Annotated in this window: 25 protein-coding genes; 12 read left to right on the top strand and 13 right to left on the bottom strand. The window is 31.7% G+C overall.

The genetic code is table 11. The features are described 5' to 3' along the window. The 3 genes from IEW41_RS00005 to IEW41_RS00015 all read left to right on the top strand — a co-directional run. Positions 1–3,110, top strand: a 3,110-nt coding sequence (locus IEW41_RS00005) for a T9SS type B sorting domain-containing protein (protein WP_188604285.1), incomplete at its 5' end; no start/stop codon positions are given. Positions 3,111–3,120: 10 nt separating this feature from the next. Further along, positions 3,121–4,038 (top strand): PorP/SprF family type IX secretion system membrane protein, encoded by a 918-nt coding sequence (locus IEW41_RS00010; protein WP_188604286.1) that lies wholly within the window; start codon positions 3,121–3,123, stop codon positions 4,036–4,038. A gap of 11 nt (positions 4,039–4,049) precedes the next feature. Further along, positions 4,050–5,963 (top strand): OmpA family protein, encoded by a 1,914-nt coding sequence (locus tag IEW41_RS00015; protein ID WP_188604287.1) that lies wholly within the window; start codon positions 4,050–4,052, stop codon positions 5,961–5,963. A 313-nt stretch (positions 5,964–6,276) separates the two neighbouring features. Here IEW41_RS00015 and IEW41_RS00020 read toward each other — a convergent pair whose 3' ends face one another. Next, positions 6,277–6,771 carry a CAP domain-containing protein gene (locus IEW41_RS00020; protein WP_188604288.1) on the bottom strand — a complete coding sequence of 165 codons (495 nt, stop codon included), beginning with the start codon at positions 6,769–6,771 and terminating at the stop codon, positions 6,277–6,279. Between the two features lie 217 nt (positions 6,772–6,988). Further along, positions 6,989–7,636 carry a pyridoxamine 5'-phosphate oxidase gene (gene pdxH / locus IEW41_RS00025; protein WP_188604289.1) on the bottom strand — a complete coding sequence of 216 codons (648 nt, stop codon included), beginning with the start codon at positions 7,634–7,636 and terminating at the stop codon, positions 6,989–6,991. Positions 7,637–7,720: 84 nt separating this feature from the next. On the opposite strand from pdxH, the gene IEW41_RS00030 reads away from it, so the two are divergent. Beyond that, positions 7,721–8,140 carry a hypothetical protein gene (locus tag IEW41_RS00030; RefSeq protein ID WP_188604290.1) on the top strand — a complete coding sequence of 140 codons (420 nt, stop codon included), beginning with the start codon at positions 7,721–7,723 and terminating at the stop codon, positions 8,138–8,140. Here the strand turns inward: IEW41_RS00030 and IEW41_RS00035 are convergent. The 5 genes from IEW41_RS00035 to rpsA all read right to left on the bottom strand — a co-directional run bounded on the left by IEW41_RS00035 (position 8,127) and on the right by rpsA (position 12,855). Continuing rightward, positions 8,127–9,035: a ribonuclease Z gene (locus IEW41_RS00035; RefSeq protein ID WP_188604291.1), complete on the bottom strand. Its 909-nt coding sequence runs from the start codon at positions 9,033–9,035 to the stop codon at positions 8,127–8,129. The genes IEW41_RS00030 and IEW41_RS00035 overlap by 14 nt on opposite strands. Before the next feature lie 4 nt (positions 9,036–9,039). Continuing rightward, complete coding sequence (locus tag IEW41_RS00040; protein ID WP_188604292.1) at positions 9,040–9,372, bottom strand: ribonuclease Z; 333 nt, start codon at positions 9,370–9,372, stop codon at positions 9,040–9,042. Positions 9,373–9,376: 4 nt separating this feature from the next. Then, complete coding sequence (locus IEW41_RS00045) at positions 9,377–10,306, bottom strand: aspartate carbamoyltransferase catalytic subunit (protein WP_188604293.1); 930 nt, start codon at positions 10,304–10,306, stop codon at positions 9,377–9,379. A gap of 4 nt (positions 10,307–10,310) precedes the next feature. Continuing rightward, positions 10,311–10,850 carry a bifunctional pyr operon transcriptional regulator/uracil phosphoribosyltransferase PyrR gene (gene pyrR, locus IEW41_RS00050; protein ID WP_188604294.1) on the bottom strand — a complete coding sequence of 180 codons (540 nt, stop codon included), beginning with the start codon at positions 10,848–10,850 and terminating at the stop codon, positions 10,311–10,313. A gap of 133 nt (positions 10,851–10,983) precedes the next feature. After that, positions 10,984–12,855 carry a 30S ribosomal protein S1 gene (rpsA, locus tag IEW41_RS00055; protein WP_188604295.1) on the bottom strand — a complete coding sequence of 624 codons (1,872 nt, stop codon included), beginning with the start codon at positions 12,853–12,855 and terminating at the stop codon, positions 10,984–10,986. Positions 12,856–13,142: 287 nt separating this feature from the next. On the opposite strand from rpsA, the gene IEW41_RS00060 reads away from it, so the two are divergent. Further along, on the top strand, positions 13,143–13,520 hold the full coding sequence (locus IEW41_RS00060) for a LysM peptidoglycan-binding domain-containing protein (RefSeq protein ID WP_188604296.1): 378 nt from the start codon (positions 13,143–13,145) through the stop codon (positions 13,518–13,520). A gap of 48 nt (positions 13,521–13,568) precedes the next feature. On the opposite strand, the gene cmk is transcribed toward IEW41_RS00060, so the two are convergent. The 3 genes from cmk to lon all read right to left on the bottom strand — a co-directional run bounded on the left by cmk (position 13,569) and on the right by lon (position 17,830). Continuing rightward, a complete protein-coding gene (gene cmk / locus IEW41_RS00065; RefSeq protein WP_188604297.1) occupies positions 13,569–14,264 on the bottom strand; it encodes a (d)CMP kinase in 696 nt (231 codons plus the stop codon). Continuing rightward, positions 14,264–15,283 carry a type IX secretion system protein PorQ gene (gene porQ / locus IEW41_RS00070; RefSeq protein WP_188604298.1) on the bottom strand — a complete coding sequence of 340 codons (1,020 nt, stop codon included), beginning with the start codon at positions 15,281–15,283 and terminating at the stop codon, positions 14,264–14,266. Before porQ ends, cmk begins: the two co-directional genes overlap by 1 nt. A 96-nt stretch (positions 15,284–15,379) precedes the next feature. Then, positions 15,380–17,830 carry an endopeptidase La gene (gene lon / locus IEW41_RS00075; protein WP_188604299.1) on the bottom strand — a complete coding sequence of 817 codons (2,451 nt, stop codon included), beginning with the start codon at positions 17,828–17,830 and terminating at the stop codon, positions 15,380–15,382. Between the two features lie 230 nt (positions 17,831–18,060). Here lon and IEW41_RS00080 point away from each other — a divergent pair, with 230 nt between their 5' ends. Genes IEW41_RS00080 through IEW41_RS00095 form a run of 4 tightly spaced genes read left to right on the top strand, consistent with a single transcriptional unit; the run spans position 18,061 to position 21,034 of the window. Beyond that, the gene (locus IEW41_RS00080) at positions 18,061–18,612 is read left to right on the top strand and encodes an RNA polymerase sigma factor (protein ID WP_188604300.1); all 552 of its coding nucleotides are present in this window, start codon (positions 18,061–18,063) and stop codon (positions 18,610–18,612) included. An 11-nt stretch (positions 18,613–18,623) separates the two neighbouring features. Then, a complete protein-coding gene (locus IEW41_RS00085; RefSeq protein ID WP_188604301.1) occupies positions 18,624–19,169 on the top strand; it encodes a hypothetical protein in 546 nt (181 codons plus the stop codon). 48 nt (positions 19,170–19,217) lie between these two features. Further along, entirely contained in the window at positions 19,218–20,306 is a 1,089-nt protein-coding gene (locus IEW41_RS00090) for a DUF4097 family beta strand repeat-containing protein (RefSeq protein WP_188604302.1), read from the top strand. A gap of 17 nt (positions 20,307–20,323) precedes the next feature. After that, entirely contained in the window at positions 20,324–21,034 is a 711-nt protein-coding gene (locus IEW41_RS00095) for a head GIN domain-containing protein (protein ID WP_188604303.1), read from the top strand. 63 nt (positions 21,035–21,097) lie between these two features. Here IEW41_RS00095 and IEW41_RS00100 read toward each other — a convergent pair whose 3' ends face one another. From IEW41_RS00100 to IEW41_RS00110, 3 genes are all read right to left on the bottom strand, one after another. Beyond that, entirely contained in the window at positions 21,098–21,904 is an 807-nt protein-coding gene (locus IEW41_RS00100; protein WP_188604304.1) for a hypothetical protein, read from the bottom strand. Positions 21,905–21,933: 29 nt separating this feature from the next. Continuing rightward, positions 21,934–23,238: an MFS transporter gene (locus IEW41_RS00105; RefSeq protein WP_188604305.1), complete on the bottom strand. Its 1,305-nt coding sequence runs from the start codon at positions 23,236–23,238 to the stop codon at positions 21,934–21,936. An 84-nt stretch (positions 23,239–23,322) separates the two neighbouring features. Next, a complete protein-coding gene (locus IEW41_RS00110; RefSeq protein ID WP_188604306.1) occupies positions 23,323–24,141 on the bottom strand; it encodes a M48 family metallopeptidase in 819 nt (272 codons plus the stop codon). A gap of 127 nt (positions 24,142–24,268) precedes the next feature. On the opposite strand from IEW41_RS00110, the gene msrB reads away from it, so the two are divergent. The 3 genes from msrB to lpdA all read left to right on the top strand — a co-directional run bounded on the left by msrB (position 24,269) and on the right by lpdA (position 26,893). After that, positions 24,269–24,757 carry a peptide-methionine (R)-S-oxide reductase MsrB gene (msrB, locus tag IEW41_RS00115; protein WP_188604307.1) on the top strand — a complete coding sequence of 163 codons (489 nt, stop codon included), beginning with the start codon at positions 24,269–24,271 and terminating at the stop codon, positions 24,755–24,757. Between the two features lie 110 nt (positions 24,758–24,867). After that, positions 24,868–25,422: a DUF1572 family protein gene (locus IEW41_RS00120; RefSeq protein WP_188604308.1), complete on the top strand. Its 555-nt coding sequence runs from the start codon at positions 24,868–24,870 to the stop codon at positions 25,420–25,422. 94 nt (positions 25,423–25,516) lie between these two features. Next, positions 25,517–26,893 (top strand): dihydrolipoyl dehydrogenase, encoded by a 1,377-nt coding sequence (lpdA, locus tag IEW41_RS00125; protein WP_188604309.1) that lies wholly within the window; start codon positions 25,517–25,519, stop codon positions 26,891–26,893. The last annotated feature ends 83 nt before the right edge of the window (positions 26,894–26,976 follow it).

A 26,976-nucleotide genomic window follows, 5' to 3' on the forward strand; every position in this document is an offset into this window, starting at 1 on the left:
TTGATGCTTGTGGTAATACTCAAACAATTACCAGAACATGGACTGCTACTGATGAGTGTGGTAATACTACTTCTGATACTCAAACTATTTCTGTAGTTGACACAACTGCTCCTGTAATTGATATTCAGGCTACTGATATTGTAGTGGAGTGTGATGGCTCTGGTAATAATGGAGCTATTCAAAACTGGTTAGATACCAATGGTGGTGCTTCTGCTACAGACAACTGTGGTGATGTTACTTGGTCTAATGACTATTCTGGTGCTAACTCTGATTGTTCTGCTCCTATTCAAGTTACCTTTACTGCTACTGATGCTTGCGGAAATACTGCAACTACTACTGCAACATATGCGATTCAAGATACAACTGCGCCTGTTATAACTGATGCGGCTGATTTTACAGTACAATGTGATGGAGCTGATAATACAACAGATTTACAAAACTGGTTAAATACTAATGGTGGTGCTACTGCTAATGATGATTGTTCTACGGTAACTTGGTCTAACGACTTTACTGCCCTTTCTGATCTGTGTGGAGCTACTGGTACAGCTACTGTAATCTTCACCGCTACTGATGGATGTGGTAATGCTACTTCTACCTCTGCTACGTTTACTATTGAAGATAACTCTGCACCTACATTAACTGTTCCTGCTGATGCTACTGTGGAATGTACACAAAGTACTGACCCTTCTGCTACTGGTACGGCTACTGGAAGTGATACTTGTGGTGATGTCACTATTACCTTTGCGGATTCATCTGTTGATGCTTGTGGTAATACTCAAACAATTACCAGAACATGGACTGCTACTGATGAGTGTGGTAATACTACTTCTGATACTCAAACTATTTCTGTAGTAGATGCTACTGCGCCTACACTTACTGTTCCTGCTGATGCGACTGTGGAATGTACACAAAGTACTGACCCTTCTGCTACTGGTATGGCTACTGGAAGTGATACTTGTGGTGATGTCACTATTACTTTTTCGGATTCATCTGTTGATGCTTGTGGTAATACTCAAACAATTACCAGAACATGGACTGCTACTGATGAGTGTGGTAATACTACTTCTGATACTCAAACTATTTCTGTAGTAGATACTACTGCGCCTACACTTACTGTTCCTGCTGATGCTACTGTGGAATGTACTCAAAATACTGACCCTTCTGCTACTGGTATGGCTACTGGAAATGATACTTGTGGTGATGTCACTATTACTTTTGCGGATTCATCTGTTGATGCTTGTGGTAATACTCAAACAATTACTAGAACGTGGACTGCTACTGATGAGTGTGGTAATACTACTTCTGATACTCAAACTATTTCTGTAGTAGATACTACTGCGCCTACACTTACTGTTCCTGCTGATGCTACTGTGGAATGTACTCAAAGTACTGACCCTTCTGCAACTGGTACTGCGACTGGAAGTGATACTTGTGGTGATGTCACTATTACTTTTGCGGATTCATCTGTTGATGCTTGTGGTAATACTCAAACAATTACCAGAACATGGACTGCTACTGATGAGTGTGGTAATACTACTTCTGATACTCAAACTATTTCTGTAGTAGATACTACTGCACCTACACTTACTGTTCCTGCTGATGCGACTGTGGAATGTACTCAAAGTACTGACCCTTCTGCTACTGGTATGGCTACTGGAAATGATACTTGTGGTGATGTCACTATTACCTTTGCGGATTCATCTGTTGATGCTTGTGGTAATACTCAAACAATTACCAGAACGTGGACTGCTACTGATGAGTGTGGTAATACTACTTCTGATACTCAAACTATTTCTGTAGTAGATACTACTGCGCCTACATTTAGTGTGCCTAATGATATTACAATCGAATGTGATCAGGATGCCAATGACTTAACACTTACTGGTGATGTCTCTGATGAAGCCGATAACTGTGCTACGGGATTAGAAGCTACGTATACTGATACTGCTGCTGCTGGTAACTGTCCTAATGAGTCTATCATTACGCGTACTTGGTCACTTACTGATGCTTGTGATAATACAACAACTTTAGTGCAAACTATTACTGTAGTTGATACTACTGCGCCTACATTTAGTGTGCCTGATGATATTACTATCGAATGTGATCAGGATGCCAATGACTTAACACTTACTGGTGATGTCTCTGATGAAGCCGATAACTGTACTACGGGATTAGAAGCTACGTATACTGATACTGCTGCTGCTGCTGGTAACTGCCCTAATGAGTCTATCATTACGCGTACTTGGTCACTTACTGATGCTTGTGATAATACAACAACTTTAGTGCAAACTATTACTGTAATTGATACTACTGCGCCAGATTTAATTACAGATTTACAAACTGAAATTACTGTAAATTGTAGTGAGATACCTGAAAGGCCAGAACTTGTATTTGAAGATGCATGTTCAACTAATATGACTGTTGTGTTTAATGAAACATCAACTAATACTGGTGATGTAAGTAATTATGTTATAGTTAGAGAATGGACTGTAACAGATGAATGTGGTAATCAGGCTATATATACTCAAACTATAAATGTTAATTTAGAAAACGGAATTGAATCTACAGATACTGCTTTATGTATTGAGGATTTACCAATTGATCTATTTGATTTATTGAGCGGAGATTTCGACACTAACGGAACTTGGGAAGTTATATCTGGAACAGCTACTTTAAATGGCAGCATATTTGACCCTTCTACTGTTGAATTAGGTGATTACATTTTCCAATACACAATTAGTGATGGTCAGTGTCCTAGTGAAACTCAGGTAACTATAAATGTTCATGACGACTGTGTGGTATTACCTTGTGGTGAAGAAGATGTGGTTATATCTACAACTGTAACACCTAATGGTGATCAATGGAATGAGTACTTTACACTAACAGGTGTAGAAGATTGTGGGTTTGTAATCGAACTACAAATATTTAATCGTTGGGGAGCAAAAATTTATGAGAATTTTAATTATCAAAATGATTGGAACGGATTTGCTTCAAAAGCTTCAATAGGAAGTTCTGATAAAGTCCCAACAGGAACATACTATTACATTATTAATTTAAGAAATAGTGGATTAAGACCATTTACAGGACCAATCTACGTTGCAACCAAATAAATTTTAACCTATGAAGTTTGTAAAATTTAATATAATCGCATTTATACTTTTCAATTGCTGGATTGGAGTTGCCCAACAACTACCACAGTTTACGCAATATATGTATAATACAATCTCAATAAATCCTGCTTATGCAGGAAGTAGAGAGACATTAAGTGTAGTTGGTTTACATAGAAGCCAATGGGTTGGTCTTGAAGGAGGACCAACTACTCAAACACTTTCTATACACACGCCTCTTAGAAACGAAAAAATTGGTCTAGGTCTATCTATAATTAATGATGAATTAGGTTACGAAAACCTATCTTATATTTATGGAGACTTTTCTTATACTATTCAAACTAGTGAAAAAGCTAAATTGGCTTTTGGATTAAAAGCAGGTTTTACAAGTTATAGCTTAGATCCAGAATATAGACAAAGTCAAATAGATGATCCTACAATTAGAGGAATAGAAGACCGTTGGAGTCCAAATATTGGAGCTGGTGTATACTGGAATACTAATAGATGGTATTTAGGGCTTTCTGCACCTAGAATCCTAACTACAAATAACAATCGTGAAGAAGGCTATCAAGCATTAGAGAGAATTAGTTACTATTTTACTGGTGGATATGTTTTTGATTTAGGAGAATCAACAAAATTTAAGCCAGCAATGTTATTGAAAGCTACAAATGGAGCACCATTATCGTTTGATGTAACTGCAAACTTTCTATTCAATGAAGTGTTTTGGATTGGTGGTTCATATAGAATTAATGAAAGAGCTTCAGCAATTGGAGGAATTGCAGATTTTCAAATATCTAAACAATTCCGAATTGGTTATGCTTATGAATATCCATTATCAGATCTAAGACCTTATACTAGTGGAACTCATGAAGTACTAATTATGTTTGAGGTGTTTAAAAGTAAACGTGTAAAATCCCCAAGATACTTCTAAAAAATACTATTATGAAAGCAAAATTATTAATATTCGTATGTGCTTTGAGTAGTACTTTTATGGTTGCTCAAGAAAAACTTGCCGATAAGTTTTTTGAAAACTATTCATATATAAAAGCTACTGAACTTTATAAAGAAGTGGTTAAAAAAGGAGATAGTAGTGAGCATGTATTAACACGTATAGGAGATTGTTATTATAACAATTCAAATACTAAAGAAGCTGCTATTTGGTATGGAAAAGCCATAAAAAAATACGACAAAATTAATCCTGAATACATTTTTAAATACATACAAACACAACGTAGTTTAGGTAATTATGAAGAAGCTAATAAATGGTTAGTAAAATTTAAAGCTATACAAAATGGTGATAGCAGAATTAAAGGATACGATCCAAATAGTATAAAAATGTATGAAGATTTGGCTTCTACTAAAAATAATGATGTAGTTGTAGAAATTATAAATATGCCTTTCAATTCTGAAAATTCAGATTTTGGTTCTTTTGTTTATAATAATAAGCTTGTTTTTGCTTCAGCAAAAAAATCTGATAATAAAAAAGTTTATGGCTGGAATGATGAACCTTTTCTAGATTTATATGAAGTATCTGTAAACGAAAAAGATGGTAGAAAAGAATATGGTCAAGCTGCTTTAATAAAAGCAACTAAAGTTAATACAGACTTTCACGAAGCTACAGTTGCTATCACTAATGATGGTAAAACAATGTATTTTACAAGAGATAATGTAAATAAGAAAAATAAGCTTAATTACGATAACAAAGGAACAACCAACTTAAAAATATATAAAGCAACACTAGTTGGAGACAATTGGGATAATATTATTGAGCTTCCATTTAACAATGATCACTACTCAACTGGACATCCTACATTAAGTGTAGATAATAAGAAATTGTATTTTGTTTCAGATAGAGAAGGCGGTTTCGGACAGACAGATATTTATGTAGTAGATATTTTAGGGAATAACACTTACAGTGATCCAGTAAATTTAGGTTCGAAAATAAACACAGAAGGTAGAGAAATGTTTCCTTTTATCGCAAAAGACAGTACATTTTACTTTTCTTCAGATGGATATTTAAATCTTGGTCTTTTAGATATTTACAGTTCTGACATTCTTAAAGATGAAACTGCAGAACCAGTAAACATAGGCGCTCCATATAATAGTGGCTATGATGATTTTGCTTTCTTTATGGATGATGATGGTAAAACAGGATACTTTTCATCTAATAGACCAGATGGTCAAGGTAATGATGATGTTTATAGTTTTAATGCTGAACAATGCAAGCAAAAAATTAATGGCTTAGTAAGAAACATGAAAACTAATGAGTTACTTGCCAATGTAACAGTTAAACTTATAAATGAAAATGGTAAAATTGTAGAAACATATACAACTACTGCTGATGCTAGTTACGAATTTATTGTAGACTGTGATAAAAAATATACTGTTTTAGCAAATAAACCTGACTTTAAAGACGATTTTAAAGAAATTACAACAGATACAACTAATAATAAAGTAACTAATTCTGATTTATACTTAAAACCATTAATTGATCACAATCAAATTGTAATTAATCCAATTTTCTTTGATTTTGATAAATGGAATATTAGAACTGATGCTGAATACGAATTAGAAAACATTGTAGATGTTATGAGAGAACATCCTACAATGGTTATAAAAATAGAATCTCATACTGATAGTCGTGGTAGCGATTCATATAATATGAAACTATCAGACAGAAGAGCTAAATCTACAAGAGATTATATCATTTCAAGAGGAATAGATGCTAATAGAATAGAAAGTGCTATTGGTTATGGAGAAACACAGTTGTTAAACAAATGTGCTAATAAAGTAAAATGTACTGAAGAAGAACATCAATTAAATAGACGTTCATATTTCTATATTTTAAAAGACTAGTATACATATTCATTATAATTAAAAAAGCAGGCTATTTAGCCTGCTTTTTTAATTTTTATAGATTGGATTTACCTTTTTTATATACGAAAGCAAAACCTATGGTAAACACTCTTAAGATAAAATTTAAAAGTAGCATAGATATATTAATTAAAGATACATAGAATAAACAACTCAAAACACTCTAAAATAAAATTGAAAGTGGATGCTTAAAATTATGAGAATCATCTATTTATAGAATCTTCATATAGGCAAATAAAAAAGCCACAACAATTGTTGTGGCCTTAATGACTAACTTTATATAACTATTCTTGAACTATCTTTTAATAAAAATATTTGTAAAAAACCATTTGCCCTCGTCATTCTTCTCTGCTGAAATATCAAAGTCTGTATAATCTCCTTCAATAGTAGCTCTATGTCCATCACTATTAATCCAGGCATTTACAACAGATTCGGCAGAACTAAAAGCGTAAGCCACATTCTCTGATACTTTTGTTGCAGCAGCGTTTTGCATTAAACTGTTTTTACGTTGATAAAAATTATCGTGATTTACTTGGTTAATAGTAACCATATAATCTGTATGAGTGTAAGCAACAGACTTAATTACGTTTAAATTGTTTAAAGGGTTTAAACCTAAAGTAATTCTGTGATTGTTTATAAGCTCTAAAATTTCAATTTCAATAGCTTTTGCAGCTGGTGCATTAGCTAAAGTTACAGCATCTATTGTCTCATCTGGAAAGTTTTCTGTAGAACAAGAAAACGATAACAAAGCCATTAATGCCATCATTGGCAAGAATTTAGTAGGTTTCATAAGAGGGTTATTTAAGATTTGGTATGTCTAAAATAGCCTCATAGAAAGTTAAATACTGTTAATAAAATGTTAAATTCGATAAAAAACATGTATTTCGTCGAATTTTTATGCAAATAATCGATGAAATGCACTTTTTAAGATAATAATATTACTTTATAACGATAAAAAATTGCATTTAATCGATAAAAACTCGTGCTCTATTCAACTAAGCAAGTGTTTATGGTGATAATCTGTTTATAATCCAATTATACTCTTTATCTAAAGTATAACGTATTCTATCATGGAGTCTGTTTGGTCTACCTTGCCAAAACTCTATTTCAATTGGCTTTACAATAAATCCTCCCCAATATTTAGGTCTAGGTATTTCTTTTCCTTCATATTCTACTTCTAATCTTTTTAATTCGGCTTCCAGCTCTTCTCTATTTTTAACAATTTTACTTTGATGAGATACTAAAGCACCTAATTGGCTACCTCTAGGACGCGATTCAAAATAACCATCGCTTAAATTTTCAGAAATCTTTTCTGCAGTTCCTTTAATAATAACTTGACGTTCTGCACCATGCCAAAAAAAAGATAAACACACACTTGGATTAGCAGCTATAGCTTTTCCTTTTTCACTGTCATAATTAGTGTAGAAAATAAAACCTTCATATGTGAATTGCTTAAGCAGTACTACTCTACTCTTAGGAAAACCATCCAAACCAATTGTAGAAATTGTCATTGCATTAGTCTCACCTTCATTAAAGTTAGCATCTACTTCATGAAACCATTTTTGAAACAATTCTAATGGATTATCACTTATATTAGATTCTAAAAGTTCTTGCTTCTCATAAGATTTTCTGTAATTGCTTAAGTCTGTTTTCATTACAAATTATTCAATTATTAATACTGTTTTTTCTTTTTTCTTATCGTCAAATTCATATAAATTTATGAAAAAAATTCCCCTAAAATGCGATTTGAACAAAGTAAATACTTTAATCTACTTACCCATTCAAAAGTAGAATTTTCATTTGGTGATTTCTATTTATTAGATAATTTTATTATTTCTGAATTACATGAAGGTATTCATTTTGATTGGGATAAAATTCAAGAAGTTATTGGAGTTCTTTTAGATTATTATGAATCGGGCTTTAAAATTGGATACATATCTAATAGAGTAGAATCTTACTCAATAGAACCACAGTTATGGATGAATTTCCATGAAGACTATGATTTTATAGTTGCAAGTGCTGTAATATCTTACACAGATTTTAACTATATGAATGCAACTATAGAAAAACACTTTACTAAAAATAGTTTAAAACGATGTACTACTTTAGATGAAGCAATCCATTGGGTGCAAAATCTGAAAGAGTTTAGTCAAAATTAAATGTCTTACCATCATCAGCAAGCTCAACAGATTCAAATACTGTTTGAGCCTCACTCTTAAAGTCATTTAAATTATCATATCGTGTTGAAAAATGACCTAATACTAATGTTTTTACTTTCGCCTTTTTTGCAATTGTCGCAGCTTCTTTTGCTGTAGAGTGTTTTGTTTTTGGAGCTAAGCTTGCGTGTTGGTCTAAAAATGTAGATTCGTGATAAAGCACATCAACACCTTTTATTATTGGAATTATGGCTTCATTATAAGCTGTATCGCTACAAAAGGCGTAACTTTTTGGTGGATTTGGATCTGTTGTTACTTTATTATTATCTATCAAAACACCATCTTCATTAACAACATCATAGCCTTGCTTTAATTTTCTGTAATAGGCCACATTAATATTTGCGTTTAATACAGCATCCATATCTAAATGTCTATCTCCAGCTTTTTCTTTAAACAGAAACCCATTAGTGTATACACGATGATCTAATGGAATAGTAAATACTTGTACTTTATCGTCTTCAAAAATTAATTCAGATTCAGTAGAGGTTAACTCATGAAAAATAAGCTGGTAATTAGTCCATGAATCGGCAAGTTTCATTTGCAATGTTATTACTTCTTTTAATCCTTTTGGACAATAAATATGTAACTCTGTTTCTCTGGTTAATAGTCTAAACGTTGAAATTAATCCTACTAAACCAAAAAAATGGTCACCATGTAAATGTGAAATAAAGATATGTTTAATACGTGCAAACTTGATTTTATTACGACGTAACTCTACCTGTGTACCTTCACCACAATCGATAAGAAACATATGATTATTAATTTCTAGAACTTGTGATGTTGGATTTGTATCTGTACGTGGAGTTGCGCTATAACAGCCAAGAATGGTTAACTTCATTATATTAAAATCCTAAGTCGCGCTCCATTTCTTCCATTTCGATAATGTCATAAGCTTCTTTTAAAGTTGGAACAACCACAATTTCATCTGGCATTTCATTAAGGTTTGCTTTATCTGTAACTATAACAAATGAATGTTTAGCATGACGATGCTGATTAGATATCTCTAAAAATTCAACAATATCTTGCAATGTAACCTTATTCATAACTGAAAGATTAACAATTACATTATCGTTTTTAAACTTCGGATATGTAGCATATAGTTTCTTTACTAATTCTACTATAGTACTTTTTTCTTGTATGATAATAGTAATATTATCGTCTTTATCGAAAATCATAATTTTAGTGTTTTATTTTAGATGCTAATAAATAAATTACAGCCATTCTAACAGCAACACCATTTTGAACCTGATCCAAAATAATGGCTTGCTTAGAATCTGCAACGTCACTCGTGATTTCTACACCACGATTTATAGGTCCAGGATGCATTATTGTGATTTCTTTATTTAAAGAATCTAATAACGCTTTATTAACTCCGTATTGTTGAGTGTATTCTCTAGTTGAAGGAAAGTAGCTAATATCCATTCGTTCATTTTGCACTCGTAGCATATTTGCTACGTCACACCAGTTAAGCGCTTTACGTAAATCTGTTTCAACTTTTACACCAAGTTTATCAATATATTTTGGCAATAAAGTTTTTGGTCCGCAAACCATCACATTTGCTCCTTGCAACTGAAGTGCAAAAATATTAGAAAGTGCTACTCTACTATGTAAAATATCACCAACTATAACTACATTTTTTCCTTTTACGCTACCAAGTCGCTCTCTTATAGAATAACTGTCTAGCAAGGCTTGTGTTGGATGCTCGTGCGCACCATCTCCTGCATTAATAATACTTGCGTTTACATGTTGTGACAAAAACACGCTTGCACCAGGATTTGGATGTCGCATTACAACCATATCAACTTTCATTGATAGTATATTGTTCACAGTATCAATTAAGGTTTCTCCTTTTTTGACTGACGATTGTGAAGCTGAAAAATTAATAACATCTGCAGACAAACGCTTTTCAGCTAACTCAAACGAAAGTTTTGTGCGTGTAGAGTTTTCAAAAAATAGATTGGCAATGGTTATATCTCTTAGCGAAGGCACTTTTTTAATTGGTCTGTTAATGACTTCCTTAAAATGATCAGCAGTTTCAAAAATAAGCTGTATATCTTGTGAGTTAAGATATTTAATTCCTAATAAGTGGTTGACACTTAATTCGCTCATGAGTTTAATTATTTATTAGATAAACTGAATCTTCACCTGTGTTTTCTTTCCAGTTTACTTTTACTTTTTCTTTATTAATTGCATCTACTTGTCTTCCTCTATAATCTGGTTGAATTGGTAAATGTCTACTAAATCTTCTATCAATTAGAGTTAAAAGCTCAATTTCATTTGGTCTTCCAAAAGACTGTATTGCTGTTAGTGCAGCACGAATACTTCGTCCTGTATATAATACATCGTCAATAAATACAATATTTTTATCTTCAACAAGAAAGTTAATTTCTGTTGTATTTGCTTCTAATGGTTTTTCTCCTCTACGAAAATCGTCTCTAAAAAAGGTAATATCAAGAAAGCCTAATTGAATATTTTTAATTTTATATTCTTCTTTTAGCATTTTAGCTAAACGATTTGCCAGATACTTACCTCTTGGCTGAATACCTATTAAAACTGTGTTTGTAAAATCGTTATGTTTTTCAATAAGTTGGCAAGCCAATCGGTGAAGAATGATGTTTACCTCTTTTGCGTTAAGTAAAACTTTTTGGCTCATATTTTTTCCAAACGTATTTGGTTGACAAAGTTAAGGTAAAAAAATATAGTGTACAACGAGGTTAATAATTTGTTAGAAATAAAAAAGCCTTCAAATATTTGAAGGCTTTTTATATATTAAATATCGAGAAAGATTATTTTTTTGCTTTCTTTCCGTCCATTTTATCTTTAAGAGCTTGTAACTGATCGTTAGCATCACCTAAAGTTGGCTTAGCTTCTGATGCAGTAGCTTCTGCTTTAGCAACAGCAGCTTTTACATTTTCCATCTCTTCTTCTTTAAAGATAGCAGTATGAGAGGCAACTACACGCTTAAATTCTTTATTGAACTCAATAATTTTGAATTCAGCAGAGTCTCCTTTTTTCAATTTTTTACCATCTTCTTTTTCTAAATGACGTGCAGGTACAAAAGCAACGATATCTTCGTTAAACTCTACTGTAGCACCTTTATCTACCATTTCAGAAATTTCAGCTGTATGAACTGTACCTAAAGCAAATTCAGTTTCGTATTTGTCCCAAGGGTTATCTGTAGTTTGTTTGTGACCTAAACTTAATTTACGTCCTTCTACATCTAATTCTAAAACAACTACTTCTAATTTGTCTCCTACATTACAGAACTCACTTGGATGTTTAATCTTTTTAGTCCAAGATAAATCAGAGATATAAATTAATCCGTCAATACCTTCTTCTAATTCAACAAAAACACCAAAGTTTGTGAAGTTACGTACAATACCTGTATGGTTAGAACCAACTGGGTATTTAGTAGTAATATCAGTCCATGGATCTGGAGTTAATTGCTTAATACCTAATGACATTTTACGATCTTCTCTATCTAAAGTTAAGATAACTGCTTCTATTTCGTCTCCTACAGACACGAAATCTTGAGCAGAACGTAAATGCGTTGACCAAGACATTTCACTTACGTGAACTAATCCTTCAACACCATCAGCTACTTCAATGAATGCACCATAATCAGCAATTACAACCACTTTTCCTTTTACTTTATCTCCGATTTTTACATCGTCTGCTAAAGCTTCCCAAGGGTGTTTGCTTAATTGTTTAAGACCTAATTGGATTCTTGATTTATCTTCATCAAAATCAAGGATAACTACATTAAGTTTTTGGTCTAATTCTACAATTTCGTTTGGATGGTTAATACGTGACCAAGAAAGGTCAGTAATATGCACCAATCCATCAACTCCACCAAGATCAATAAATACACCATAAGAAGTAATGTTTTTAACAATACCTTCTAGTACTTGACCTTTTTCTAATTGACCAATAATTTCTTTTTTCTGTTCTTCAATATCAGCTTCAATAAGAGCTTTATGAGACACAACTATGTTTTTGAATTCGTGGTTGATTTTCACAACTTTAAACTCCATAGTTTTATTAACGTATTGATCGTAATCTCTAATTGGTTTAACATCAATTTGAGAACCTGGCAAGAATGCTTCAATTCCAAAAACATCTACAATCATACCACCTTTAGTTCTGCACTTAACAAAACCATTAACGATTTCACCTGTTTCGTGTGCATTGTTAACACGATCCCAAGCTTTAATTACTCTAGCTTTTCTGTGAGATAATACTAATTGACCAGTTGCATCTTCACGAACATCGATTAATACTTCTACTTTATCACCAACTTTTAAATTTGGGTTGTAACGGAACTCATTTAGAGAAATTACACCTTCAGATTTAGCATTGATATCAATAATAGCATCACGATCAGAGATAAAAATAACTTCTCCTTCTACAACTTCGTCATCTAATGTATCAACGAAATTTTCTGATACTAATTTTTCAAATTCTTGAAGTTTTTTGTCATCAACTTGCTCAATTCCTTCTTCGTAATTGTGCCAGTTAAAGTCCGCTAAGAATTTTTCTGGGTTTGCTTGAGCTTCCGATACTTGTTTTTTCGGAGCTTCTGCAGTTGCAGTTTCAACTACTGTTTCTTGTGCTTCAGTAGCTACTACTTCTGCTTGTTTTGTTTCTTTTTCAGACATTTGCTGAATACTAATTTGTATTCTGTATGCTATAGAAAGATTTTTGCGACTAACACACAGAAGTGTTATAATTATTTTGTTTTGTTCCTCTTATCTTTCTAAGGCGTCGCTAAAAGGAGCGCAAAAATACAATATTTAACTTTTAATACCAAAAAATACACCTCAATATTTAAAGGTTGCGTTTAAAAAAATAATTTTGTTAAAAACTGAATTACAGAACGTTAAGATTTCGGCATTATAATTGTTATCTTTATAACAGTATTAATTAAAACTTTAAAAAAATTATCATGGTTAAATCAAAATACCAAAGTGTATTAGACTTAGGTCAAAAATTAAACATTCAAAACGGAGATGTAAATGAAGAAAATGGTGTCTTAAAAATTAAAGGGACTGCAAATACTCAATACGAAAAAAACTTACTTTGGGATAAAATAAAAGAAGTAGGTGGAGCAAATCCTACTGATATTGTTGCTGACATAAAAGTAGCAGATACATCTGTATATCATAGACACACTGTTAAAAGTGGTGAAACTCTTGGGAAAATTGCTAAGCAATATTATGATGATGCATCTAAATACCAAAAGATATTTGCTGCAAATACAGATATTTTAAAGAATCCTGATTTAATTCATCCAAATCAAGAATTGATTATTCCTAATTTATAATCTTCTTATAATTAAAAACAAAAAGCGACTTAAAATAAGTCGCTTTTTTTATGCTTTATTGCTAATTTTTTCTTCGGCTAGTTCCAGTAACATTTTATATTGTTCTTCAATTGACAAATACGAATTATCAATCTCAATGGCGTCATTTGCTTTTGTAAGTGGAGAATCTTCTCGTGTTGTATCTATTTTATCTCTCGAAGTAACATTTTCTAAAACTTCATCATAACCAACATTAGCGCCTTTTTCAAGCAATTCTTGAAAACGACGTTTTGCTCTTGTTTCAGCAGAAGCTGTCATAAATATTTTTAATTCAGCCTCAGGAAAAACAACTGTCCCAATATCTCTTCCATCCATAACAACACCTTTATTTTTGCCCATTTGCTGCTGTTGTTTAACTAGCATGCGTCTAACTTCAGAAATTTCGGATACTTGACTTACGAATTGTGAAACTTCTAATGTTCTAATTTCATTTTCAACATTCTTATCATTTAAAAATACTTCAGCAAAACCAAGCTTATTATTAAACTTGAAAGAAATCTCAACAGTATTTAAATTAGCTATCAATTTATCACTATCAAAATGTGTTTCATTAATAAAACCATTTTGCATTGCGAATAAAGTCACAGCTCTATACATAGCTCCAGAATCAACATAAACATATCCTAATGCTTTAGCTAGTTGTTTGGCAACTGTACTTTTACCTGTTGATGAAAAACCGTCTATAGCTATTGTAATTTTTTGCATTATCTTAAATCTATTTGTAACCCAAAGAAGCTTGTGTTAGATGCTCCTGAATAACGAGCATGACTATAGCTAAATCTCATTTTATTAAGCTTTATACCTATACCAAAAGACAAACCTGAAAAATTACGTTGATCCACAATACGCAACTCCTCAGCTCTTCTAAAATTATAACCTGCTCTTATACTAAAACCTCTATCTGGAAATAACTCTGCTCCTATTATTGTATGTCGAAGTGTTTCATTAAGAAAGCCTACTTTTTCTTGTGTTTGGTTACCATCTAAGTCTGTTGTTGCTCTTGCAGGATTAGACTCTCCTATTGGCCACTGTTGTAAATTTTCAAAAGTTAAATGCCAACGAATAGGGACATTTTCTAATGTTTGAGACATTCCAAAATTAATCTCTAAAGGTAATTTTTCCTGCATACCTGCATATGTGGTAAATTGCGTTCCTAGATTTCTTACTACTAGTGCAGCATGAAAATCTAATCGCTCATTAATATACATGGCAGCAATATCAACAGCTCCACCAATTGAGCTATACTGTTCTAAACTTGAAGTGATAATTTTACCATTAGCACCTAAGTAAAAATCTGTAAATGGTACTTGGTATGCATAACCAAAAGATAATGCGGCTTCATTACCTGTAAAAGTTCCTGTAGAATTTCCACTTTGGTCATAGCCATCAAAGGTTCCATAATTAATATAAGTCATACCTATATGGAGGGTTTGAACATGTCTGTCCCATGTATAGGCATAAGCAGCTGTACCATAACTAATTCCTCCTAAATAACTAGAATAGTTTAGTGCTAATTGATTATCCATTTCAACATTAATCGCAGCAGGATTGTACAAGCCACCAACAACATCATAATCAAAATTAGTAATTACTTTACCTCCTAATGCAGCTTGACGTGGTGATGATACTAAATTAAGAAATTGATATGTAGATTCACCACCAAGTTGAGCGTACATTGGTAAGGCAAAAATTATAATTAATAAAGTGGTAATCCTCTTAAGCATAGGCTTGCAAAAGTAATATATCTATCTTAAAACGAATGTAAGTTTGTTTTATTTTTGAATGAAAAAAAAACCTCAACAAAATGTTGAGGTTTTCTATTATAACGTTTTAGCGTTTTTGACTTTTTGATCAGTAAGTGCATATTTAAGAACATCACTCATATCTGTAACATAATGAAATTTTAACCCTTTTAAATAATCTGGTTTAATTTCTTCAATGTCAGATCTATTGTCTTCACAAAGCAATATTTCTTTAATGCGAGCACGTTTAGCTGCCAATATTTTTTCTTTAATACCTCCAACAGGTAATACTTTACCTCTTAAAGTAATTTCGCCTGTCATTGCTAAACTATTTTTTACTTTACGCTGCGTAAATAAAGACACTAACGATGTTAACATAGTTACACCTGCACTAGGACCATCTTTTGGTGTTGCTCCTTCAGGTACGTGTATATGAACATTGTATTTTTCAAATATTTCAGGGTCAATTCCAAATTCATCTGCATTAGCTTTGATATACTCCATAGCAATTGTTGCAGATTCTTTCATTACAGTTCCTAAATTACCAGTGATTGTTAAAGTTCCTTTTCCTTTTGATAAAATTGATTCAATAAATAAAATATCTCCACCTACTCTAGTCCAAGCTAAACCCGTAACTACACCAGCTACATTGTTATTTTCATATTTATCACGCTCAAGTTTAGGTATACCTAAAACTTCAACAACATCTTCATTTGTAACTTTAATGTTATAAGGCTCTTCCATTGCAATGTTTTTTGCAGCATAACGCACCATTTTTGCTAATTGTTTCTCAAGACTTCTTACTCCAGACTCTCTAGTATAACCTTCAACTATTTTTTCAAGCTGTGGTTTAGCAATTTTTAAGTGTTTATCTTCTAGTCCATGCTCTTTTAATTGCTTTGGTAATAAATGTCTTTTACCAATTTCAACTTTCTCTTCAATAGTATAACCAGTAACATCGATAATTTCCATTCTATCTAATAAAGCTGGCTGAATGCTACTTAAACTGTTAGCAGTAGCAATAAACATAACTTTAGATAGATCAAATCCCATTTCTAAAAAGTTATCATAAAACTCTCCATTCTGTTCTGGGTCTAAAACTTCTAGCATTGCAGAAGAAGGATCACCTTGATTACTATTAGAAAGTTTATCAATTTCATCTAAAACAAATACTGGGTTTGCAGTACCAGCCTTTTTCAAACTTTGAAGAATACGTCCAGGCATTGCTCCTATATATGTTTTACGATGTCCTCTAATTTCCGCTTCATCTCTTAGACCACCAAGCGACATACGCACATATTCTCTACCTAATGCTTCTGCTATAGATTTACCTAGTGATGTTTTACCAACTCCTGGAGGTCCATATAAACATAGTATTGGAGACTTCATATCGTTACGCAGTTTCAAAACAGCTAAATATTCAATTATTCGTCTTTTAACATCATCTAACCCATAATGGTCTCTATCTAAAATGCGCTTAGCACGCTTAAGATCGAATTTATCTTTACTAAACTCACTCCAAGGTAAGTCTAAAAACAAGTCTAAATAATTGCGCTGAATTGAATACTCTGCAACTTGAGGATTCATTCGCTGTAGTTTTGCCAGTTCCTTATGGAAATGCTCATCTACTTTATCATCCCAAAGTTTGTCTTTAGCACGCAGTCTCATTTCATCAATCTCTTCGTCATATGACACACCACCAAGTTCTTCTTGAATGGTTTTCATTTGCTGATGCAAAAAGTACTCTCTTTGCTGTTGGTTCATATCGCTTTGAACCTTAGATTGAATATCATTTTTAAGTTCCAATTTTTGAAACTCAACATTCATGAACTTTAAGGTCGCTAAAGCTCTCTCTTTTAAATCATTAATCTCTAATAGCTTTTGCTTATCTTCAACAGAAAGATTCATGTTTGAAGACACAAAATTTATTAAAAATGAGCTGCTTTCAATGTTTTTAATAGCAAACGTTGCTTCTGTAGGAATGTTTGGACTGTCTTTTATAATTTGAAGCGCTAACTCTTTAATAGAGTCTATAATTGCAGAAAACTCTTCATTATCTACAGCAGGTTTTGCTTCTTTTACATCTTTAACTGTTGCAGTAATATAAGGTTCCTCAGACATTATTTCATCAATCTCAAAACGCTTTTTACCTTGTATAATTATAGTCGTGTTACCATCAGGCATTTTTAACACACGTAAAATTCTTGCTACAGTTCCTATTTTATAAATATCTTTTCCAATAGGATCTTCTACTGTTTCATCTTTTTGAGACACAACACCAATAACTTTGCTTCCTTTATTAGCATCATTTATCAATTTTATTGATTTATCTCTACCTGCAGTAATAGGAATAACAACCCCTGGAAACAAAACCGTATTACGCAAAGGCAAAATTGGTAGTGTATTTGGGAGTAATTCATTATTTATCTCAGCTTCGTCTTCTGGAGTCATTAAAGGAATTAATTCTGAATTTTCATCAAAATCCTGAAATGACAAACTGTCAAGACTTAAAAATTTAGATTTAGCCATATATATATTTAGGTCATTCTGTCATTAAAATAACAAAACGAATTTATAAATTAATTTAACAATATTTAATTTACCTTTGATTAACAAGTGTTTACACTTTAAATCGAGTAAATTCTATCTCTATAATTTCAATAGTTATGCCATTAGTCTACATTCTACAAAAAAACTTTTTTATAAAAAGTGTAACAAACAATGTTTAACTTCATCTCTATACTAAAGCAAATGTTTTTTTGACACTAACCAATCAAAATATAGAAGAGCTCTTACAGCTTTGCAAATCTAATAACCAGCGTGCGCAACTTGAGGTTTATAATAGATATTACAAAGCAATGTATAACACATCCTTTAGAATTGTTAAAGACAGTTTTAAGGCAGAAGACATTATGCAAGAATCGTTTTTAGCAGCATTTACAAAATTAGACGGTCTTAATGATAGCTCAACATTTGGTTCATGGTTAAAACGAATTGTAATTAATAATAGCATTTACTATTATAATAAAAACAATAAGCATAAAGATGTGCCTTTAGATGATGTGATATACAAAGTTGAAGATGATCAAGGTATTGAAGATAATGAATTAGCTACAATAAAAGCCTCTCAAATTATCAATACTATGAAATCTTTAAAAGACAGTTATCAATTAGGTTTGACACTGCATTTAATTGAAGGTTACGATTATGAGGAAATTTGTGAAATTATGAATATAACTCACGCAAATTGTAGAACCCTCATATCGAGAGCAAAAGAGAGTTTAAGACAGAAATTATTAACAATAGCTTAAATAAAGAGACCATGGAAAAAGAAAATTTAGAGACACTATTTGAAAGCTTAAAAAATGAGTTTGATGTTGAATCACCTAATTTAGGTCATCAAGAACGTTTTATATCTAAGCTTAATTCAAACGGTTCTAATAAAACTTTGGCAAAAGCTAAAGGCTTTAAGTTATGGAAACCTTTAATAGCTGTTGCTGCAACAATAGTGCTATGTTTTAGCTTAATAACAGTGTTTCAACAAGAGCCTGAAGTTAAAGATTTAGCAAGTGTATCGCCAGAGTTATCAAAAACTCAAGATTTTTTTACATCTACAATAGCTTTAGAATTAACAAAACTAAATAATGAACGTTCACCAGAAACTGAAGCTTTAATTAATGATGCTTTAAAACAACTCGATATCCTTGAAAAAGATTACAACAAACTAAAAATAGACCTTTCCGAAAGTGGCAATGATAAACGCGTTATCTATGCTATGATCTCAAATTTTCAAAACAGAATTGAAATATTACAAAACGTAATGCAAAATATTGAAGAAGTAAAACAGTACAATCAAGAAACAATATAACTAAACAACATATTTTCTTCTTAAGAGAAAATAGTAAACCTAATAATTATGAAAACACAATTACTATATAAAGCAGTATTTATGCTGTTATTGATTCCTACAATGGTTTTAGGAAGCAATGGTCTTAATGGCAAACACACAAAAGAAAAAACAATAAAAAAAGAATTTACCGTAAATAGCAATGCTAATTTAAAAGTAAATAACAGCTATGGTAACATTAACATAGTTACTTATTCTGGAAACAAAACTTACATTGAAGTTACTGTTAAAACTAATAGTAATGATGAAGACAAAGCTCAAAAAAAATTAGACGAAATTACAGTAGAGTTTAATTCTAGTTCAGAATATGTGTCTGCAAAAACAATATTTGATAAAAATAAATCTGATTCTTGGTGGAGTTGGGGAAAAAACAATAATGTAAATATGGAAATTAATTATGTTATTAAGTTACCAATAACCAACAGTGTAGACCTAAGTAATGATTATGGTAGTATTAATTTAGATAAGTTAGAAGGTCGTGCTAATATAAATTGTGACTATGGAAAAATAACAACTAAGGAGCTAATGGCAGACAATAATTATCTATCATTTGACTATACACAAAACAGTTATTTTGAATACATAAAAAGTGGAAAAATAAATGCTGATTATAGTGGATTTATAGTATCAAAAGCTAAGAATTTAGAAATATCTGCTGATTACACAAAGTCGGTAGTTAAAATTGCTGAGAATGTAAGTTACAATTGCGATTATGGCTCAATAACAGTTGAAAATGTAAATAATGTAACTGGAAATGGTGATTACCTTACTACTCTAATAGGAGACGTTTATAAAAATATTGATATAAAAGCAGATTATGGTTCAATTAAAATTGAAAGAATGAATTCTAATGCTGGTAATGTAAACATAGAATCAGATTATGTTGGTATTACTATAGGATTTGATGCTTCTTACAATTTTAAATTTGATCTAGATTTAGAATATGCTTCATTAAGAGACTCAGAAGGGTTTCAGTTTACTAAAAAAAGAATAGAATCAACAGATAAATATTACCAAGGTTATTATGGCAATTCAAGCACATCAAACCTAATTAGAATAAAATCTAACTATGGTAGTGTATCATTCAAAAGAAATTAATCAAAAAACTAAAAATCATGAAAAAATTAATCTTATTAATTGCAATACTAACTATTAGTACAATACAAGCACAAAAAAAGATAAAAGGTAATGGAAATATTACTACAGCAACAAGAACCACTTCCGATTATGAAGGTATTAAATGCGCAGGATCATTTGATTATGTACTTGTAGCTGGTGAAGAAGGAAAAATAACTCTGGAAGGTGAATCTAACTTACTAGATTACATTATAACCGAAGTAAAAGATGGTAGCCTTATTGTAAAAACAGAAAATCATATTAATTTAAGTCCAAGCTGGAATAAGACTGTAAAAATAACTATTCCGTTTAAAGATATAAACCAGGTGTCACTTGCTGGTTCTGGCGATTTATGGAATGAAGACAAAATCACTTCAAACAATTTAAAAGTTGCATTAGCTGGTTCTGGAGATGTGGTGTTAAATATCGAAGCATCTACCGTTGAAAGTAGTTTAGCTGGATCTGGAGATTTAACGCTTAAAGGAAAAACAAATTCATTAGAAGCTAGAGTAGCTGGCTCTGGTGATTTTCATGGGTTTGATTTGCAATCTAACAACACTGATGTATCTGTAGCAGGTTCTGGTGATGCACAAGTTGTTTGTAATGGAAGCCTAAAAGCTAGAGTTGCTGGCTCTGGAGATATAAAATATACAGGCAATCCGAAAACTGAAGACACAAAAGTAGCTGGATCTGGAAGTATAAGTAATTAATGAATCTGCTTTAAAACAAAAAAGCCACTCAGATATTGAGTGGCTTTTTTGTTTATATATATTCTAATTTAATGTATAAGAACTTAACTCTTGCAACGAATTGGATGTTATATTATCTCCAGAATCGTATTGAGTACCTTCAATTTTAATAATACCTACATCTTTAGCAAAATAATAGAATGTATCAGCTTGAATAGTTTGGTCTGGTGCATCTGCTGATGAAGAATCTAAAGCGTATTTAACTTTAATTACAGGACTATAACTTGTACCATTTACATCTACAGTTAAATCTTTTGCAACAATTTCAAAGTTTAAAACTAAGTCAGTTGTAACGCTAGGTAAATCTGGAAAGTTAGGGTCACTGGATGTAAATGTAGTTGTCGTTTGCACATTTTTTGTCCATGTTTCTCCTACGTTCAAATAATCTTTTAAAATAATAAAACTATACCCTGTTTGACTAAGTTGAAATAAGCCTAAAAAATCGGCTGTTAAATCACCTACTCCAACAATATAGTCGCCTCCATTTTTTCTTGTATAGAAATCTATATCAAAACTTTCTAGCTCTGTTCCGTCTGTACCTGAAACAGTTGGCATAAACTGAGAATATAAATATGCTTGGTTACCTTCAAAAGTGCTTAATGCATCAATTGTCATATTATAATCTTCTTGCTGAACACCATCTAACGAATAATCATATATCCAATTATTGTTAACAGCCATTGGCCAATAATCTCCAGTTGACTCTCCTCCTGCTTCACCATCTCCATTACCTTGACTAAGTCCATTATCTAATGCTTCATTATCACAAGCGTAAAATGAAATAAGTAATGTTGTTAATAAGAATTTAAATGTGATTTTTGCGATTTTCATGTAGTTGTTTTTTTACAAACATAATAAAATTATTCTATTACAGTATTTTCCTTTGGAACCCTAAATAGCAAAACAATACCAACTAAAAAGAATATAAATAAGAAAAGAATAGCATTTCGCATACTACCTGTAAACTGATCTATAAGAGCAAAAATTACCATTCCTATAACAATTCCAATTTTTTCTGCTACATCATAAAAACTAAAAAATGAGGTTGTATCTTCAGTTTCTGGTAAAAATTTAGAATAAGTTGATCTTGCTAATGCTTGAATTCCTCCCATAACTAAACCAACACATGCAGCAGCAATATAAAACTGAATAGGTGTTTCCATAAAATAGGCATAAAAACATAATGCCATCCATACAAAGTTTACAAAAATCAAAGTTTTTATATTCCCAAATTTTGATGACGCTTTAGATGTTAATATTGCCCCAAGAATGGCGACAAGTTGTATAACTAAAATACTTGTAATAAGTCCTGTAGTTTTTTCTCCATCAGTTCCCCATGCTATTTCTTCTTCACCAAAATAAACTGCAACAAGCATTATTGTTTGCACAGCCATACTAAACACAAAAAAAGCAGTTAAATAACGTTTAAGCCTTAAGTTTTGTGTCAATTGATTCCATACCTGTTTTAATTCTTTAAAACCATTAAAAAGAACTGCTCTTGTGACTTTATGTCCTGTTGATACTCCTTTTGGCAAAATATAAAATGTATACTGACTAAAAAGTATCCACCATAAACCAACAGTAATAAATGAGTAACGCATCATTTGCATTTTATCTTCCCCATTTTCTTGACTCATAACCATAATAAGATTTATGACTAATAATAAAACACTACCTATATAACCCATTGAAAATCCCTTTGCACTAATACTATCTTGCTGTTCAGGAAACGCTATATCTGGCAAATAAGAGTTATAAAACACCAAACTTCCCCAATAACCTATTAAACCCATAAAATAAAATAACAAGCTTAAATGAATATGGTCAAGACTAAACCAATACAAACCAATGCACCCTATTCCGCCAGTGTAACAAAAAAACTTCATAAATGCCTTTTTATTACCAACATAATCAGCTACTCCAGACAATAATGGAGAAGTAAATGTTACAACTAAAAAAGTGAAAGCTGTTACAAAAGTTATAAGTGCTGTACTTTTAAATTCAAACCCAAAAGCATGTACTTTTTTGATTTCTGAAAGAAATAATGCTGAATAAAATATTGGAAATATTGAAGATGCAATAGTTAAGGTATACACTGAATTAGCCCAATCGTAAAATGCCCAAGCGTTAAGCAATTTCTTGCTTCCTTTTTGAAGTTCTGCCATAGTTTAAAATTAAAAAAGCTGTTCAATTCCTTGCTTAGGAAGAACAGCTTCTAAAATAGATAAATATTTTAAACTATACGTTTTTTAATCTTTAAATGTAGTTACACCAAATTTTTTAGCTTCAGCAATTGCCTTAGGAGCTAACTCAGTAATGTTTTTAATTCTACTTTCATTTGATGGGTGTGTACTTAAAAACTCAGGTGGTGCTTGTCCTCCACTTTGTGCACTCATTCGTTTCCATAATTCAGCAGCTTCCATTGGATTATAACCTGCAATAGCCATTAAATAAAGTCCAATTTCGTCAGCCTCAGACTCATGACTTCTGCTAAAAGGTAGCATACCTAATACATTAGAACCTACACCATAATATTGGTTAAATGCATTTCTGTCTTGATCGTTTTTTATAGCAACATTACCTGCTATCGCTAAACCTTGTTGCACATAAGCTGCACTCATACGTTGCTGTCCATGATTTGCAAGAGCATGAGAAACTTCATGTCCCATAATAGCTGCAATTCCAGCTTCACCATTAGCTATTGGAAGTATTCCTGTGTAGAATACAATTTTTCCTCCAGGCATGCACCAAGCATTTACTGTTTTATCATCTACTAAATTATACTCCCATTTGTAATCGTTTAAATAGCCTTGATATCCATTAGCATTTAACCAACGCTCAGCAGCAACCGCAATTTTCTGACCCACTTTTGTAACCATTTGTGCATCGGCAGTGCCTTTTATTACTTTATTTTCAGTTAAAAACTGATTATATTGCTGGAAGGCAGTTGGAAATAATTGAGAGTTTGGGACTAATGCCATTGTTTTCTTTCCTGTAAAAGGATTTGTTGCGCAAGACAAAAACAATAATACTGCACCAAATGCTACAATTTTATTTTTAAATTTCATTGTTGATGGGTTTTAAATTAACTTCTATAAAAATACAAAAACTGTTCCATACTTGTAAAAAAGTTTTTCTCAACAATGTTATTTATTTATACTTAATTCGACTTAAACAAAAACAAAAATTGTTATTATGAAAAAATTCTTCTTATTAACCTTAGTTATAGCCTTATATAGTTGTAATGGAATTGCTCAAAAAAAAGAACAAAAGAAAACACAAGATAAATTTAAAGTCACAAAAACTGATGCTGAATGGAAATCTCAATTATCTTCAGATGAATATTATGTATTAAGAAAAGCTGGGACTGAAAGACCTTTTTCTAGTCCATTAAACAAAAATTATAAAGCTGGTGTTTATGTTTGTGCAGCATGTGATACACCATTATTTAAAAGTGAACATAAATTTGATTCAGGAACAGGTTGGCCAAGTTTTGATAGAGAAATTAAAGGAAATGTTGCTTTTTCAACAGATAGAGATTTGGGCTATGTACGAACCGAAGAGCATTGTGCAGTTTGTGGTGGACATTTAGGTCATGTTTTTGATGATGGCCCAAGAAATACTACAAGTAAACGCCATTGTATTAATGGAGTTGCATTAAAGTTTATTCCAAAATCTGAATAAAGATTTCACTTTAACCTTTTTGAATAGTGATATAAAATCTAACTATAATAAAACCTAGTTTTAATGATTTTGTATCACTATTTTTATTTATAATTTATAAGGTTATTTAAATGGAAAATACATTTTTAACTAGTAGCATTAAGCAATTTGAATACTATAAAAGCTTAGGTGATAAAACTTTTAACCAACTAACAAACGAAGACTTACATTGGCAACTACATGAGCATCATAATAGCATATCAATTATTGTAAAACACATAGTTGGAAATATGCTATCACGTTGGACAAACTTTTTAACCGAAGATGGCGAGAAAGAATGGAGACATCGTGATTCAGAATTTATGGATACATTTAAAACTAAATCGGATTTAATTGAAAGCTGGAATAAAGGATGGTGTTGTTTGTTTGATGCCTTAAAACCATTAAAAAATGAAGATTTAGAACGTATTATATATATTAGAAACCAAGGCCATACAGTTACAGAAGCTATAAACAGACAACTTGCTCATTACTCCTATCATGTTGGGCAAATTGTTTTAATAGGTACTATAATTAAAAAAGAAAACTGGCAATCATTATCAATTCCAAAAGGCGATTCAATTAAATACAATACAGATAAATTTTCAAAAGATAAAGGTCGCAGACATTTTATAGACGACTTATAATATATAATTTATCCTAAATAAAATCTATCATACATTTATTTTTCAAAATAGGTTTTGTAAATTCGTAGCTTCTAATAAAGACTAAAAAAATCTCATGAGTAAATACGATATTATTGTTCTCGGAAGTGGTCCTGGTGGCTACGTAACTGCTATTAGAGCATCGCAATTAGGTTTTAAAACTGCTGTGATCGAAAAAGAAAACCTTGGTGGAGTTTGCCTAAATTGGGGTTGTATACCAACAAAGGCCTTATTAAAATCTGCTCAAGTTTTTGATTATTTAAAACATGCAGAAGATTATGGTTTATCAGTTAAAGGGTTTGATAAAGATTTTGATGCTGTTGTTAAACGTAGTCGTGGTGTTGCAGATGGCATGAGTAAAGGGGTTCAATTCTTAATGAAAAAGAATAAAATTGACGTTATTGAAGGTTTTGGAAAGCTTAAAGCTGGAAAAAAAGTAGATGTTAATGGAAAAGAATACAGTGCAAATCATATTATAATTGCAACTGGAGCTCGCTCTCGCGAATTGCCAAGTTTACCACAAGATGGTAAAAAAGTTATTGGTTATAGAGAAGCAATGAGTTTGAAAGAACAACCTAAAAAAATGATTGTTGTTGGTTCTGGCGCAATTGGTGTTGAGTTTGCATATTTCTATAACTCAATGGGAACAGAAGTAACTATTGTTGAATATTTACCAAATGTTGTTCCTGTGGAAGATGAAGATGTTTCTAAACAATTAGAAAAATCGTTCAAGAAAAGCGGAATTAATATTATGACATCTTCTGAAGTGACTAAAGTAGATACATCTGGAAAAGGTGTAAAAGCTACAGTAAAAACTGCTAAAGGTGAAGAAACGCTTGAAGCAGATATTATTCTTTCTGCAGTTGGAATTAAATCTAATATTGAAAATATCGGATTAGAAGATGTAGGAATTGCTGTAGATAGAGATAAAATTTTAGTGAATGATTATTATCAAACTAATATTCCTGGTTATTATGCTATTGGAGATGTAACTCCAGGACAAGCTTTAGCTCACGTAGCATCTGCTGAAGGTATACTTTGTGTAGAAAAAATTGCAGGTCAACATGTTGAAGCATTAGATTATGGTAATATACCTGGTTGTACATACTGCTATCCTGAAATTGCTAGTGTAGGTTTAACTGAAAAACAAGCTAAAGAAAAAGGATACGATATAAAAGTTGGAAAATTCCCTTTCTCTGCATCAGGAAAAGCAAGTGCTTCTGGAGCAAAAGACGGATTTGTAAAAGTAATTTTTGACGCCAAATATGGCGAATGGTTAGGTTGCCATATGATTGGTGCTGGAGTAACCGATATGATTGCTGAAGCAGTTTTAGGACGTAAACTTGAAACTACTGGACACGAAGTATTAAAAGCTGTACATCCACATCCAACAATGAGTGAAGCTGTTATGGAAGCTGTTGCTGATGCCTATGGAGAAGTGATTCACTTGTAATCTTGTAAATACTCTTAAATCTAAAAGATAAAACAAAAAAGTTCCAGAAATTTCTGGAACTTTTTTTATGTCTAAAAATTTAT

Origin of the sequence: Aquaticitalea lipolytica (assembly GCF_014641635.1) — a bacterium.
Taxonomy (GTDB): domain Bacteria; phylum Bacteroidota; class Bacteroidia; order Flavobacteriales; family Flavobacteriaceae; genus Aquaticitalea; species Aquaticitalea lipolytica.

Bases quoted from the DNA above. Each gene is read 5' to 3' on its own strand.
- IEW41_RS00120 (WP_188604308.1), top strand. From the start codon at position 24,868: ATGGAAAATACATTTTTAACTAGTAGCATTAAGCAATTTGAATACTAT.
- IEW41_RS00035 (WP_188604291.1), bottom strand. From the start codon at position 9,035: ATGAAGTTAACCATTCTTGGCTGTTATAGCGCAACTCCACGTACAGAT.
- IEW41_RS00105 (WP_188604305.1), bottom strand. From the start codon at position 23,238: ATGGCAGAACTTCAAAAAGGAAGCAAGAAATTGCTTAACGCTTGGGCA.
- rpsA (WP_188604295.1), bottom strand. From the start codon at position 12,855: ATGTCTGAAAAAGAAACAAAACAAGCAGAAGTAGTAGCTACTGAAGCA.
- lon (WP_188604299.1), bottom strand. From the start codon at position 17,830: ATGGCTAAATCTAAATTTTTAAGTCTTGACAGTTTGTCATTTCAGGAT.
- IEW41_RS00100 (WP_188604304.1), bottom strand. From the start codon at position 21,904: ATGAAAATCGCAAAAATCACATTTAAATTCTTATTAACAACATTACTT.
- IEW41_RS00090 (WP_188604302.1), top strand. From the start codon at position 19,218: ATGAAAACACAATTACTATATAAAGCAGTATTTATGCTGTTATTGATT.
- IEW41_RS00030 (WP_188604290.1), top strand. From the start codon at position 7,721: ATGCGATTTGAACAAAGTAAATACTTTAATCTACTTACCCATTCAAAA.
- IEW41_RS00015 (WP_188604287.1), top strand. From the start codon at position 4,050: ATGAAAGCAAAATTATTAATATTCGTATGTGCTTTGAGTAGTACTTTT.
- porQ (WP_188604298.1), bottom strand. From the start codon at position 15,283: ATGCTTAAGAGGATTACCACTTTATTAATTATAATTTTTGCCTTACCA.
- IEW41_RS00010 (WP_188604286.1), top strand. From the start codon at position 3,121: ATGAAGTTTGTAAAATTTAATATAATCGCATTTATACTTTTCAATTGC.
- IEW41_RS00110 (WP_188604306.1), bottom strand. From the start codon at position 24,141: ATGAAATTTAAAAATAAAATTGTAGCATTTGGTGCAGTATTATTGTTT.
- IEW41_RS00040 (WP_188604292.1), bottom strand. From the start codon at position 9,372: ATGATTTTCGATAAAGACGATAATATTACTATTATCATACAAGAAAAA.
- msrB (WP_188604307.1), top strand. From the start codon at position 24,269: ATGAAAAAATTCTTCTTATTAACCTTAGTTATAGCCTTATATAGTTGT.
- pyrR (WP_188604294.1), bottom strand. From the start codon at position 10,850: ATGAGCCAAAAAGTTTTACTTAACGCAAAAGAGGTAAACATCATTCTT.
- IEW41_RS00060 (WP_188604296.1), top strand. From the start codon at position 13,143: ATGGTTAAATCAAAATACCAAAGTGTATTAGACTTAGGTCAAAAATTA.
- pdxH (WP_188604289.1), bottom strand. From the start codon at position 7,636: ATGAAAACAGACTTAAGCAATTACAGAAAATCTTATGAGAAGCAAGAA.
- cmk (WP_188604297.1), bottom strand. From the start codon at position 14,264: ATGCAAAAAATTACAATAGCTATAGACGGTTTTTCATCAACAGGTAAA.
- lpdA (WP_188604309.1), top strand. From the start codon at position 25,517: ATGAGTAAATACGATATTATTGTTCTCGGAAGTGGTCCTGGTGGCTAC.
- IEW41_RS00045 (WP_188604293.1), bottom strand. From the start codon at position 10,306: ATGAGCGAATTAAGTGTCAACCACTTATTAGGAATTAAATATCTTAAC.
- IEW41_RS00020 (WP_188604288.1), bottom strand. From the start codon at position 6,771: ATGAAACCTACTAAATTCTTGCCAATGATGGCATTAATGGCTTTGTTA.
- IEW41_RS00095 (WP_188604303.1), top strand. From the start codon at position 20,324: ATGAAAAAATTAATCTTATTAATTGCAATACTAACTATTAGTACAATA.
- IEW41_RS00085 (WP_188604301.1), top strand. From the start codon at position 18,624: ATGGAAAAAGAAAATTTAGAGACACTATTTGAAAGCTTAAAAAATGAG.